Here is a 13464-nt window from a genome sequence, read left to right on the forward strand (position 1 = left end):
GCCTGCGTGAGCGACGCGAGCGTCCCGGACCCCGGTGCCATTCGCAACCTGATCCTGGTCTGTATCGGCCTGACCAGCGTCTTCGTCGCCCAGACCATGCTGCTGGTCGCGGTGCCGCTGCGGGCATTGGAGCTGGGCGCGGGCCCCTCGCTGGTGGGGCTGATTCTCTCCGCTCCCTATCTGCTGCCACTGGTGTTCGCCATCCCGCTAGGGGGCGTGGTCACACGCGTCGGCCCGCAGAAGGTATTCATGGTGGGAGCCCTGGGCATGGTGGCGGGGCCTTGGCTGAGCCTTGTCGCGCCCAACTACACGGGACTGTTGGCAACCCAGCTCACCATCGGCGTGGCGCATGTGGTGATGGTGATCGCCGCGCAGTCGGTAGTCGCCGCCCTGGGTCGCGGCCGAGCGCTGGAGCGCTACTTTGGCTGGTACACCATGTGCCTCTCAGGGGGGCAGTTGATCGGCCCGCTGCTGGCGGGGCGTATGATCGACACGCTCTCGATGGGGTGGGTATTTGCCACGATCGGGGCGATCCCTTTGATTGGCTTGGCGAGTTCCCTAGGTTTCGTTGGCAGCGCCCGCCACGGACAGAGCACGTCGAGAACCCTGCTCGGCTATCGCGCCCAAGCCAACCTGCTACGTCACAATACCGGCGTGCAGATGTCCATCGCGGTGACCGTTGCGGTGCTCTTCGCGCTCGGCGCGCATGGTGCCTTTCTGCCAGTCTACCTTGAGAGCCTGGCCATGACGGCGACCACCATCGGCCTCCTGGTTAGCCTGCGTGCGCTATGCGCCATGCTCGTTCGTCCCTTCATGTCGTCGATCATCATGCGCCTTGGCGGTCGCTCGAAAACGCTGATCGCTTCCGTTGCCGCCGTCGCCGCAGGCCTGGTCTGGACCGGCATGACCAGCGAGCTTGCGCTGCTTGCTCTGTTCGCCGTGCTGATCGGGCTGGGCTCCGGCATCTCGCAGCCGCTGTCGATGGTGGTGCTCGCCGAACACGTACCAGCCGAACAACGCTCGAGCGCGCTCGGCATGCGCCTGATGGGCAATCGCGGCGCCCAGGTGCTGGCACCGCTGCTGCTTGGCGTGCTGGCCGAGCTGATGGGCTTTGCCTTGACGTTCCTGTTCGCCGGCCTGCTGCTGCTCGGCTTCCTGGTCCTGGTCATGCGACTGGCACCAGGCTTCGACCGCGCCGAAGCCGAGGCGCCGACACAAGTCGACCTACCGCCTCGTTAACGATACCAGCCCCCATCGTCCCAAAAGGGGCGCCGCCACTCCCGATCCGCCTCCCGGCGGGTCAAGCCGATATCGCGCAAGAGCGCATCGCTCAGCTCGCGCAACTGACGGCGCTCACGCTTCAACTGCCGCCAGCGCTTCGACCGCGCCCACAACCTGGCGTACCACGGGGGCATGCGCGGCTTGTGAAACCTGGCGAGGGGGGAATCGGAGTATTTGACCGGCATCATGACACTCTCCTTTACTGCCCAATCGAAATGACTGGAGAGAGTCTCGGTCACGTCATAAAATCATTCTAACGAATGTTTGTGATGTTAAACATCAACCGAGGTGATGCAATTATGTTAGCGACCATCGATCACGAATTGCTGCGCACCTTTGTCGCCATCGTCGATCACGGGGGGTTCACCAAGGCCGCCCAGGTGGTCAATCGCACCCAGTCGGCGGTCAGCATGCAGATCAAGCGACTCGAGGAGGATGTCATCGCTCGTCCACTGTTCATCCGCGAAGGGCACAGGATGCTACTGACCAGTGAAGGGCAGACGCTGCTGGGTTATGCGAGGCGGATACTCGAGTTGCATGGCGAGGCGCTCAATGTCCTGCGCCAGCCCGACATGGTGGGTCGCGTTCGTCTAGGCGTGCCGGACGACTATGTGATGCGCTTTCTGCCCGGCATCCTCAAGTCGTTCTCGCAGAGCTGGCCGATGGTCGATGTCGAGGTCCATTGCGAGCCTTCGTCGCGCCTGCTGTCACGCCCGAGCGGAAGCCTGGATCTGGTCATCGTGACGCGCGAGGTCGGTCATGAGATCGGCCAGACCCTGCGCAGGGAAGAGACGGTGTGGGTCGCCGCCGAGAGCTACGCACTGCATCGCCAGACTCCCCTGCCCTTGGCGCTCTTCGAGGAACCCTGCTTCTGCCGGCAGCACGCCTGCAATGCGCTGACAAGCGCCGGCAGGCAGTACCGGGTCGCCTACAGCAGCCCCAGCCTTGCCACCCTACAGGCCGTGGTCAGCGCGGGGCTGGCCGTCTCGGCGACGATGAAGAGTCTGATCACACCGGACATGCGCATCCTGGATGAAAAGGAGGGTTTTCCGGCACTGCCGGACGCCTCCATCGTTCTGCTGCGCTCAGCCGACGCCAATTCGCCGGTGGTCGAGGGGCTGGCCAATTATATCGCCGAAGGCTTCCAGCACTGAGCGCCAGCCCGTTGTCGCACCAGCGCAGCCGGTGCCGGAATCCCCAGAAAGTAACGGCGTTGCATGGCATATCTCCTCGCGGAAGGCAAAAAAACGGGGAAGTCAAAAGACTTCCCCGTTTGACCTTGCGGTCCCGACTCGGTTTGCCTGAAGCAAGTCTCAGTCGAGGCGTGGGCCAGCGGCAATGATCACCGGATCGACACCTTCGAACTTGGTGAAGTTGTCGACGAACTTGGCCACCAGCTCCTGCATCTTGCGCTGGTAGGCCTCGGCATCACCCCAGGCTTCACGCGGGTCGAGCAGACGGGAGTCGACACCCTGCACGGCGTGAGGCACGTCCAGGTTGAGCCCATCGATATGGCGGGTTTCCACGTCACGCAGCGCACCGGATTGAATGGCGCTGATGATGGCGCGGGTAGTGGGAATCGAGAAGCGCGATCCACCCTCACCGTAACTGCCCCCGGTCCAGCCGGTATTGACCAGATAGACGCGCGAGCCGAAGGCGTCGACGCGCTTGATCAGCAGGTCGGCGTATTCGCGTGCCGGACGCGGGAAGAAAGGCGCGCCGAAGCAGGTCGAGAAGGTCGCCTCCAGGCCGCTCGACGACCCCATCTCAGTGGAGCCGACCTTGGCGGTATAACCGGAGAGGAAGTGGTAGGCCGCCGCCTGTTTGGAGAGGAGCGACACCGGCGGCAACACCCCGCTCATGTCGCAGGTCAGAAAGATGATCGCATTCGGCTCACCGGCACGATTTTCCGCGACGCGCTTGTCGATATGCTCGAGCGGATAGGCAGCACGCGAGTTCTGCGTCAGGCTGTCGTCGGCATAATCGGCCTCGCGACGATCGTCGAGCACCACGTTCTCGAGCACGGTACCGAACTTGATGGCCTTCCAGATCAGCGGCTCGTTCTTCTCGGAGAGATCGATGCACTTGGCGTAACATCCGCCCTCCATGTTGAAGACCGTGCCTTCGCCCCAGCCATGCTCGTCATCACCGATCAGGTAGCGCGCGGGGTCGGCGGAGAGCGTGGTCTTGCCGGTGCCAGAGAGGCCGAAGAACAGCGTAGTCTCGCCATCCTCGCCCATGTTCGCCGAGCAGTGCATGGGCAGCACGTCGGACTCCGGCAGCAGGAAGTTCTGCACCGAGAACATCGCCTTCTTCATTTCACCTGCATAGTGCATGCCGGCAATCAGTACTTTACGGCTGGCGAAATGGATGATCACGCAGGCGTCGGAGTTGGTGCCGTCGCGTCCCGGTTCGCAGACGAATCCCGGCGCGTTGATGATGGACCACTCCTGCTTGCCGGAGGGGTTGTAGGCATCGGGGCGCACGAACATGGTACGACCGAAGAGGTTCTGCCAGGCCATTTCGGCATTCACGCGAATCGGCAGATAGTGCTTCGGATCAGCGCCGACATGCAGCTCGGAGACGAAATGCTCGCGCTCGTCGAGGTAAGCCTCCACCCGTGACCATAGGGCATCGAACTTGGCGGCATCGAAGGGACGGTTGACCTTGCCCCACTCGATCTGCGCGCTGGTCGAAGGCTCATCAACGATGAAGCGGTCTGCCGTCGAACGACCGGTCCGCTTGCCGGTCTTCACTACCAGGGCGCCGTTCGCTGCCAGATGCCCTTCGCCGCGCAACACAGCCTGCTCGATCAAGTCGGCGTGGCTAAGATTGGTAAAACGACGAGGCGTGCTGGCCTCGACGGCGCTGAACTGTGCACTGGTTGTGGTCATGTTGGTTTTCCCTGGCCTTGCGGCCATCTCTCTCTCGTTTGCCACACGTCGATACCGACGGGAATGGCGCCTGATCCTAGTCACTGAATGAACGATTGATTCGCTTCTGGTTCTCGTCGACATACCCGAAGGAGCGACGTTTATTACCACTTTGGTCACGCATTATGACAAAAAGCGAACGGCAGGAAAACGCAGAAATTCACCGAATTTCATGTAGTTTTACTACTACAAGACAGCAACTTACAAACCGTACCGCTAGTGAAGCGTAGGGGGTGGCGCATCCGGCGCCTCGATCAGGGATTCGATCTCGGCCGCGCCGAAATGGTAACGGGTATGGCAGAAGTGGCACTGGGTCTCCACCGCCTGCTGCTCTTCGAGAATCGTGCGCAGCTCCTGCGCTCCCAGGCTATAGAGCGCCTGGGCGATACGCTCCCGCGAACAGGTGCAGCCAAAGCGCAGCGCCTTGGGCTCGAATACCCTGGCCTGCTCCTCATGGTAGAGGCGATAGAGCAGCGCCTGAGGCTCGAGGCCGAGCAGTTCGTCGTGCTGCAGCGTGGAGGCCAGATGTACGGTACGATCCCAGGCATCCGGATCCTGATTGGCGGCGTCATCCGGCAGCTGCTGCAGCAGCAGCCCTGACGCCCGCGTGCCGTCGGCCGCCAGCCATAGCCGCGTCGGCAGCTGCTCGGAGCGCGCGAAGTACTCCTCGAGGCAGCCGGCCAGGGTCTGCTCGCTCAGCTCGACGATCCCCTGGTAACGATTCCCCTCACGGGGATCGAGGGTGATCACGATACGGCCGTTGCCAATCAATTCACGAAAGCTGGCGCTGCTATCGGGCAGCTCCTGCTCCTCGGCCAGGCGGGCAATGGCGCGCAATTCGCCACCGGGGTTGGACTCGGCCATCAGCAGCGCAAGCGCGCCCTCGCCGCGCACTTCGATGCTCAGGGTGCCATCGAGCTTGACGGTTTCGGTGAGCAGTGCCACGGCGGCCATCAGCTCGCCGAGCAGTTGGTCGATCGGCGCCGGATAGGCCTGCTTGTCGAGCACGTCACGGTAGGCGGCTTGCAGGGTGACGATCTCGCCACGCACATTGGTGTGATCGAAAAGAAAACGCTGAATCTGGTCGGTCATCACGGTCTCGGTAAGAGTAAGGGTAGGACGGAGCAGGCCGAGGTCACTCGTCGTCCTGCTGCCGCTGGAATCGGGTGATCTCGCGACGCTGCTTCTTGTCGGGGCGCCGCGGCGGCATCGACATCGCCTGATTGGCCAGTCGACGATTTTCGGTTTCTCGCTCGCGCCGGACCTGGCTTTCTGCGGTCTCGCGATAGAGCTCCCGGGCTTCGGGGGCACCGCGGCGCTGGTCGCTGAGCGCCACGATTTCCACTTCCCAGATATCCCAGCCCTGGGGGACGCGCACCACCGCGCCCACTTCGACGCTCTTGCTGGTCTTGGCCTTGGCGCCGTTGTAGTGCACCTTGCCACCCTCGATGGCCTTCTTGGCCATGGCCCTCGTCTTGAAGAATCGGGCGGCCCATAGCCACTTGTCGAGTCGTACGTTATCCATGGACTCCTGGTTCATTCGTCAGTGTGGGGGACCCTGGTCAGGCAGGATCGAGGCAAAGCTATTGAGTGCAATGAACTCCTCGAGTTCACGCTCGGGGCGGCGACTATCGGGCTGTTTGATCCCCAGCAGGTGCCTGATTCCGTATTCGCGGGCACTTTCGAGTACCGCCGGGTTGTCATCGATGAACAGCGTGCGGGTCGGATCGAAGGGCTCGATCTCCTGCAGCGCGAACCAGAACTCCTGCGCCTCCTTGGCCACGCCAAGATCCGCCGAGGAGACGATCGCGTCCAGATACGCCTCGATCCCAGTCAGCGGCAGCTTGAGCGCCAGGCTCTCGCGATCGGCATTGGTGGCCAGTATCACCCGCGGATGGGAGCGCTTGAGCCACTGCAGGAAATCGAGCGCATCGCTGCGCAGGCCGATCAGGTGCTGCACCTCACGCTTGAGCGCCACGACATCCACGCCCAGCTCACGGCTCCAGTAGGCCAGGCTGTACCAGTTGAGGGTGCCCTGCTCGCGGATGATCCGCGCTCTCAGCACCTCCTGGGTCGCCTCGTCCAGGCGATGCAACTCGGTATAGCGGCGCGGCAGGTGCTCCAACCAGAAGTGGCTATCGAAGTGCAGATCTAACAGGGTACCGTCCATGTCCAGCAGCACCGTATCGATGGCTCTCCAGTCGATCATTCGGCGTGGCTCCGCAAAGGCTTGAGGAGTGATATTGTACGGTATCCTTGGGGTCAAGACACAGACCCGACGCATGCCAAGCCGGAGAGACCATGACCCGCTCATTCCCCAACGTCTTGACCAAGCCCCGCATCCTGGCCAAGCGCGAAGTCGCGCGCAGCCGCCTGTTCGCCATCGAAGCCATCGACCTATGCTTTTCCAATGGCGAGGAGCGCACCTTCGAACGCTTGATGGGCAGCGGAAACGGCGCGGTGATGATCGTCGCCATGCCCGACCCGGAGCACGTGCTGCTGATCCGCGAGTATGCGGCAGGCTTCGACGACTACATCCTGACCCTGCCCAAAGGCCTGATCGACCCTGGTGAGGATATCGTCACCGCAGCCAACCGCGAATTGATGGAGGAGTGCGGCTTTGGCGCTCGCAACATCGAGCCGCTGGTCGAGCTGTCGCTTGCGCCCAACTACATGAACCATCGCATGCAGGTGATGTTGGCAAGCGAGCTCTATCCCAAGCGCCTGCCCGGGGACGAACCCGAACCGCTGATCGTCGAGACGCATGCCATCGACGAGCTGCCGAGCCTGCTGGCCCGTGAAGACTTTCACGAAGCCCGCGCCATTGCGGCGCTCTACATCGCGCGTGACAAGTTACGTGAGCAGCGCCCGCAGAACAGGCTGTGGTGAGTCTTCAGACATGCGTCAGGCGGCGATGATTGACGCCACCCTCCTTGAGCTTCATCCAGCGCCCCTGGCGGTAGCTGTCCAGCCCCGCCTCGAGCAGCGTCATCACGCTCAGGGCATCGTCGACACTGACTGGTGAGGCCGCCTTGCCCTGCAGTGCCGCCACGATGCCTCGATAGTAGGCCAGGTAGTCGCCCGCCTGGGTGGGGTACTCCCGGATGGTGGGTGCCGCTTCGCCCCCACCCTCGAACAGGGTCAGCGTACCGTTGAGCGGATCCTCTCCCCAGTGGGGCGAGGGCGTCTCCCCCGCCTTGAGGCGCGCTTCCTGAGGATCGAGCCCGAACTTGACGTAACTGCCCTTCGTGCCATGCACGATGAAACGCGGCGAGTCGGCCGCGACCAGCGCACTGGCCTGCAGCGTCACACGCCGCTCCCCATAGTCGAGCAGCGCCACGAAATCGTCATCCACCACCGCCCCCTCTCGGCGGGCTGCCATGTCGAGCATAATGGCCCGCGGCATGCCGAACAGCTCGCGTGCCTGATCGAGAAGGTGCGGCCCGAGATCGTACCAGATGCCTCCGCCGGGCTTGGCCTGCTCGCGCCAGCGGTCGCGGACATCGGGACGGAAACGATCGAAACGCGACTCGACACTGACGATTCGGCCAAGGCTGCCCTCATCGATCAGCGCCTTCAGCGTCAGGAAATCGCTATCCCAGCGACGGTTCTGGAATACCGACAGCAGGCGCTCGGCTTCATCGGCCTGAGCCTTGAGCATACGCGCCTCGGAGAGCGTCACGGTGAAGGGCTTGTCGACGACCACGTGCTTGCCCGCCGCCAGCGCTGCCTTGGCCAGCGGAAAGTGAGTCTCGTTGGGGGTGGGAATCACCACCAGATCGATATCGTCGCGGGCAAACAGCGCATGCGGCCTGGCTTCGACGGCAACGTCGGGCAGGCCGGCCTGCACCTTGCCGGCATCGCTTGACGACACGGCCACCAGCTCCAGCCCCGGCGTGGCGGCAATCAGCGGCACATGGAACGTCTTGCTGGCAAATCCATAGCCGACCAGCCCCACATTGTACGTTGTCTTCATCATCGTTCCTTGATGTCTTCCTTGGTGTCCCGGGTCTCGGTACGGCGGGCCGTGCGCCCTGCCCGGTTTTTGAAGCGCAATGCAAACCTAGTCGAGCTTGCTCAGATCGCGCACTGCCCCCTTGTCGGCGGAGGTCGCCAGCAGTGCATAGGCCTTGAGTGCGGCGGACACCTTGCGCACTCGCTCGATGCTCGGCTTCCAGGCGGCCTTGCCCTTGGCCTCCATCGCCTCTCGACGACGCGCGAGCTCAGCGTCGCTGAGCTTGACGTCGATGGAGCGCTTGGGAATATCGATGCGGATCGTGTCACCCTGCTCCACCAGGCCGATGGCCCCACCCGCCGCCGCTTCCGGCGAGACGTGACCGATGGAGAGCCCGGACGTACCGCCGGAGAAACGCCCGTCGGTGAGCAGCGCACACGCCTTGCCGAGCCCCTTGGACTTGAGATAGGAGGTGGGATAGAGCATCTCCTGCATGCCCGGGCCACCCTTGGGCCCCTCGTAGCGGATGACGACGATGTCGCCCTCCTTCACCTCGCCGGCCAGGATATGCTCCACCGCCTGGTCCTGGGACTCGACGACGTGCGCCGGCCCCTCGAAGATCAGGATCGAGTCGTCGACACCGGCGGTCTTCACCACGCAGCCATCGACGGCGATATTGCCATGGAGCACCGCCAAGCCACCCTCGCGAGAGAAGGCGTGCTCGAGATCGCGGATACAGCCGGTGGCGCGGTCGCCATCGAGACTTGGCCAGCGCGAGCTTTGCGAAAACGCCTGCTGGGTCGGCACCCCGCCGGGGCCCGCCTTGAAGAACTCCACCACCTCGGCGCTGGGGTTTCGCATGATGTCCCACTCATCCAGCGCTGCCTTGAGCGTATCGCCGTAGACGGTGGGCACCGAGGTATTCAGTACGTGGGCGCGATCCAGCTCGCCAAGGATTGCCATGATGCCACCGGCGCGGTGCACGTCCTCGATATGGTATTTCTGGGTATTGGGCGCCACCTTGCACAGCTGCGGCACTTCCCGTGACAGTCGGTCGATGTCGGCCAGGGTGAAGTCGATCTCCGCCTCCTGGGCAGCAGCGAGCAGGTGCAGGATGGTATTGGTCGAGCCGCCCATGGCGATGTCGAGCGTCATGGCGTTCCTGAACGCCGCCTTGGAACCGATGGCACGAGGCAGCAGATGCGCCTCTTCGCCCTCGTAGTAGCGCTTGGCCAGCTCGACGATGCGGTGGCCTGCAGTCTCGAACAGCCGGCGACGGTCGGCGTGGGTGGCAAGCACCGTGCCGTTACCCGGTAGCGCCAGGCCCAAAGCCTCGGTCAGGCAGTTCATCGAGTTGGCGGTGAACATGCCCGAGCAGCTGCCGCAGGTGGGACAGGCGCTGCGCTCGACCTCGGCCAGCGTCTCGTCATCCACCGAATCGTCGGCGGCCATGACCATGGCATCGACCAGGTCGAGGCCATGATCGATCAGCTTGGTCTTGCCCGCCTCCATCGGCCCACCGGAGACGAAGATCACCGGAATGTTGAGGCGCATGGCGGCCATCAGCATGCCCGGGGTGATCTTGTCGCAGTTGGAGATGCACACCAGCGCATCGGCACAGTGGGCATTGACCATGTACTCGACGCTATCGGCGATGATGTCACGGCTCGGCAGCGAATAGAGCATGCCGTCGTGGCCCATGGCGATGCCGTCGTCCACGGCGATGGTATTGAACTCCTTGGCCACCCCGCCGGCCTTCTCGATCTCGCGGGCCACCAGCTGGCCCATGTCCTTGAGGTGCACGTGCCCAGGCACGAACTGGGTGAAGGAGTTGGCCACGGCGATGATCGGTTTGTGGAAGTCCTCATCCTTCATGCCGGTGGCGCGCCACAGGGCGCGTGCGCCGGCCATGTTGCGACCGGCGGTGGTGGTGCGGGAACGGTACTGGGGCATGCTGTCCTCTCGTGCTTGATCGCGCTGTCTTGGTTGCCGTGACGGCAACTCGACAGTCTAGGTGTCCAGGTTGAACGGTGATTCTGTCATGAGCCACGGGACCTTGCCACTCGCCCGCCCTGACGGCGTGATATCAATGCGCCAGCCAGATGACATGGCGCGCCCCCTTGCCGGGGCGATGGGCCCGCACTTCGCGCTCCTCGACGCTGAAGCCGGTACGCTTCAAACGCTCGCTGAAGCCAGCGTCACGGCCCGCCGACCAGATCGCCAGCACGCCTCCCGGGCGCAGTGCCTCCTGGGCTGCCTCGAGGCCACGCGGCGAGTAGACCCAGTCATTTTCCTGACGGGTCAGGCCCTCGGGACCGTTGTCGATATCGAGCATGATCGCATCGAAACCCTGCGGCTCGCGGCGCAGCAGCGCCCCGACATCGCCGACGCTGACCGTGGTGCGAGGATCATCGAGGGGATTGCCGGCGACCATGCCCAGCGGTCCGCGGTTCCACTCCACCACCCCCGACACCAGCTCGGCGACCACGACCTCGGCATCCGCCCCCAGCGAGCGCAGCGCGGCGGCCAGGGTGAAACCCATGCCCAGGCCGCCGACCACCACGCGAGCGCCGGGGCGTTGCTTGAGCGGCTCGCAGCACAGCTCGGCCAGCGCATCCTCCGAGCCATGTAGGCGGCTGTTCATCAACTCGCCGGGCTTGCCGGCGATGCGGATGGAGAACTCATCGTTGCGACGCAGCAGCCTGAGCTCCCCGCCCTGCCCCGGAATGGCGGCGGTGTCCAGCAGTTCGAATTTGGCCATGCGATCTCGTTAGTCGTTTGACGTTTGGCGGCCGGCTTAGCCGAACACGATCTTGGCCACATCCTTGTAGCGGCTGGCGAAGTGTACTGTCATGCCCTCCTTGAGGAAATCCGGCAGCTCGTCGAAGTCGCGGCGATTGGCCTCGGGTAGGATCACTTCGAAGATGTCGCTGCGGCGCGCGGCGATCACCTTCTCGCGAATCCCGCCCACCGGCAGCACCTGGCCGGTGAGCGTCAACTCGCCGGTCATCGCCAGCGAGCGCTTGATCGCCTCTCCCCGCGCCAGCGACAGCAGCGCAGTGGTCATGGTCACCCCGGCGGAAGGACCATCCTTGGGTGTGGCGCCTTCCGGCACGTGCAGGTGAATGAAGGCGTCGTTGAAGAAGCCGGGATCGGCGCCATACTCGCCGAGATGACCAAGTACATAGCTGTAGGCGATATTGGCCGACTCCTTCATCACATCGCCGAGCTTGCCGGTGAGCTTGAAGCCGCGATCCAGGGCATGCACCTTGCCGGCTTCGATCGGCAGCGTCGCGCCGCCCATCGAGGTCCAGGCAAGGCCGGTGACCACCCCCTCGCCCTTGAGCACCTTCTCCTTGCGAAACAGTGGCGCACCGAGAAACGATTCGAGATTGTTGATTGAAATCTTGATCGACTGCTGCTCTCCCTCGAGCAGCTTGACTGCGGCCTTGCGCACGATGCGGTGCAGCTGCTTCTCGAGCTGGCGCACCCCGGCTTCGCGGGCATAGCCCTCGATCACCTGCTTGAGAGCCGCATCGGTGAGATTGATGCGCATCTTGGGAATCTTGTTGCGTGTGAGCAGCTTCGGCCAGAGATGATGTTTGGCAATCGCCACCTTCTCTTCGGCGATATAACCGGAGAGCCGGATCTGCTCCATGCGATCGAGCAGCGGGCCGGGGATCGAATCCAGGGTATTGGCGGTACACACGAACAGCACCTTGGAGAGGTCGAGGCGTACGTCGAGGTAGTGGTCGAGGAAGTCGACGTTCTGCTCGGGATCGAGCACCTCGAGCAGCGCCGAGGCGGGATCGCCCTGGAAGGATTGGCCCAGCTTGTCGATCTCGTCGAGCATGATCACCGGATTGGAAACCTCGACCTCCTTGAGCGCCTGGACCAGCTTGCCGGGCATGGCACCGATATAGGTCCGACGGTGCCCCTTGATCTCGGCCTCGTCGCGCATGCCGCCCACCGAGAAGCGGTAGAACTCACGCCCAAGCGCCTCGGCGATGGAGCGCCCGACCGAGGTCTTGCCCACCCCGGGCGGACCCACGAGCAGCAGGATCGAACCGCCGACGTCGCCCTTGAAGGTACCTTCGGCAAGAAACTCGATGATCCGCTCCTTGACGTCGCCCAGACCGTCATGATCCCGGTCGAGCACCTCACGTGCATGCTTGAGATCAAGCTGATCCTGACTGGTGATACCCCACGGCAGCGAGGTGAGCCAGTCGAGGTAGTTACGCGTGGTGCCGTACTCCGGCGAGCCGGTCTCCAGTACCGAGAGCTTGTTCAGCTCGTCGTCGATGCGCGACATCACGCGCTCGGGCACCTCGAGCTCGACGAGGCGCTTCCTGAAGGTATCGACATCGTTCTCGCGATCGTCCTTGGATATCCCAAGTTCGCGCTGGATCACCTTGAGCTGCTCGCGCAGGAAGAACTCGCGCTGACGCTTCTGCATCTGCGCATTGACCTGTTCGCTGATCTGGCTCTGCAGCTGAGCTACCTCGATCTCCTTGTGCAGCAGCGGCAACACTTTCTGCATGCGCGCCATGACCGGCAAGGTTTCGAGGATGCCCTGAAGCTCCGGCCCCTTGGCGGAGGTGATGGCCGCTGCAAAATCGGTCAGCGGCCCTGGCTCATGGGGGCTGAAGCGGTTGAGATAGTGCTTGAGCTCCTCGCCATACAGCGGGTTGATCGGCAACAGCTCCTTGATGCCGTTGATCAGCGCCATGGCGTAGGCCCGCGCCTCGTCCTCCTCGGCGTCGACCGGCTCCTTGGGGTAGCTCACCTCGACCAGATAGGGTGGCTTCTTAGAGAGCCAGCGCTGGATCTTGAAGCGACGCATGCCCTGGGCAATGAACTGGATCTGATCGCCTTCACCCTGCACCTTGTGCATGCGCACCGCGGTACCGATCTCAGGGAAGCTTTCGTGGTCGAGATCGCTGACGTCGCTGTCGCCGACGAAGGCAAGGCCAACGGTATGGTGCGGCGTATTGCCGACGCGCTGAATGGTCTCCTCCCAGCGCGGGCGATGAATCACCAGCGGCTGTACCTGGGCCGGGAAGAAGGGGCGGTTGTGTATCGGCAGCAGATAGAGCCGCTCCGGCAGGTAATCGCGGGTCGGCACCACGGCGCCGCTACTGGACTCGGAGTTCCCGATGCTCTCTGCATCGGCGCACTGTGTCCCAGAGCCTGACTCATAGCCTGCCTCGGAAATGAAGTTGTGCTGATCGTCGCTTTCGCTCATTTCGTATCCTAGTTGGCCGTCGGGCGCAAGGCCCCATTGCCAACGCAATG

Annotated in this window: 12 protein-coding genes; 3 read left to right on the top strand and 9 right to left on the bottom strand. The window is 63.4% G+C overall.

Going from position 1 to position 13464, the window contains the following annotated elements; genetic code table 11:
- The first annotated feature begins 6 nt into the window (after positions 1-6).
- Entirely contained in the window at positions 7-1239 is a 1233-nt protein-coding gene (locus tag HJD22_RS01410; RefSeq protein WP_217267799.1) for an MFS transporter, read from the top strand.
- On the opposite strand, the gene HJD22_RS01415 is transcribed toward HJD22_RS01410, so the two are convergent.
- Complete coding sequence (locus HJD22_RS01415) at positions 1236-1469, bottom strand: DUF1127 domain-containing protein (protein ID WP_248730054.1); 234 nt, start codon at positions 1467-1469, stop codon at positions 1236-1238. The genes HJD22_RS01410 and HJD22_RS01415 overlap by 4 nt on opposite strands.
- A 111-nt stretch (positions 1470-1580) precedes the next feature.
- Between HJD22_RS01415 and HJD22_RS01420 the strand changes: the two genes are divergently transcribed.
- Positions 1581-2435: a LysR substrate-binding domain-containing protein gene (locus HJD22_RS01420; protein ID WP_217267800.1), complete on the top strand. Its 855-nt coding sequence runs from the start codon at positions 1581-1583 to the stop codon at positions 2433-2435.
- 159 nt (positions 2436-2594) lie between these two features.
- On the opposite strand, the gene HJD22_RS01425 is transcribed toward HJD22_RS01420, so the two are convergent.
- From HJD22_RS01425 to yrfG, 4 genes are all read right to left on the bottom strand, one after another.
- Positions 2595-4175 carry a phosphoenolpyruvate carboxykinase gene (locus tag HJD22_RS01425; protein WP_208656658.1) on the bottom strand — a complete coding sequence of 527 codons (1581 nt, stop codon included), beginning with the start codon at positions 4173-4175 and terminating at the stop codon, positions 2595-2597.
- A gap of 255 nt (positions 4176-4430) precedes the next feature.
- Entirely contained in the window at positions 4431-5306 is an 876-nt protein-coding gene (hslO, locus tag HJD22_RS01430; RefSeq protein ID WP_208656659.1) for an Hsp33 family molecular chaperone HslO, read from the bottom strand.
- 43 nt (positions 5307-5349) lie between these two features.
- Complete coding sequence (locus HJD22_RS01435; protein WP_208656660.1) at positions 5350-5739, bottom strand: RNA-binding S4 domain-containing protein; 390 nt, start codon at positions 5737-5739, stop codon at positions 5350-5352.
- Between the two features lie 18 nt (positions 5740-5757).
- The gene (gene yrfG, locus HJD22_RS01440; RefSeq protein WP_208656661.1) at positions 5758-6423 is read right to left on the bottom strand and encodes a GMP/IMP nucleotidase; all 666 of its coding nucleotides are present in this window, start codon (positions 6421-6423) and stop codon (positions 5758-5760) included.
- A gap of 92 nt (positions 6424-6515) precedes the next feature.
- Between yrfG and nudE the strand changes: the two genes are divergently transcribed.
- A complete protein-coding gene (gene nudE, locus HJD22_RS01445; RefSeq protein WP_208656662.1) occupies positions 6516-7103 on the top strand; it encodes an ADP compounds hydrolase NudE in 588 nt (195 codons plus the stop codon).
- 4 nt (positions 7104-7107) lie between these two features.
- On the opposite strand, the gene HJD22_RS01450 is transcribed toward nudE, so the two are convergent.
- The 4 genes from HJD22_RS01450 to lon all read right to left on the bottom strand — a co-directional run bounded on the left by HJD22_RS01450 (position 7108) and on the right by lon (position 13414).
- Complete coding sequence (locus tag HJD22_RS01450; protein ID WP_208656972.1) at positions 7108-8190, bottom strand: oxidoreductase; 1083 nt, start codon at positions 8188-8190, stop codon at positions 7108-7110.
- 87 nt (positions 8191-8277) lie between these two features.
- Positions 8278-10122, bottom strand: coding sequence for a dihydroxy-acid dehydratase (gene ilvD, locus HJD22_RS01455; RefSeq protein WP_208656663.1), 1845 nt, complete (start codon positions 10120-10122; stop codon positions 8278-8280).
- Between the two features lie 133 nt (positions 10123-10255).
- Entirely contained in the window at positions 10256-10930 is a 675-nt protein-coding gene (locus HJD22_RS01460; protein ID WP_208656664.1) for a hypothetical protein, read from the bottom strand.
- 36 nt (positions 10931-10966) lie between these two features.
- Positions 10967-13414, bottom strand: a complete 2448-nt coding sequence (gene lon, locus HJD22_RS01465; RefSeq protein WP_208656665.1) for an endopeptidase La — start codon at positions 13412-13414, stop codon at positions 10967-10969.
- Positions 13415-13464: the final 50 nt, after the last annotated feature.

The sequence above is a fragment of the Halomonas sp. TA22 genome, assembly GCF_013009075.1.
In the GTDB taxonomy this organism is placed as follows: Bacteria; Pseudomonadota; Gammaproteobacteria; order Pseudomonadales; family Halomonadaceae; genus TA22.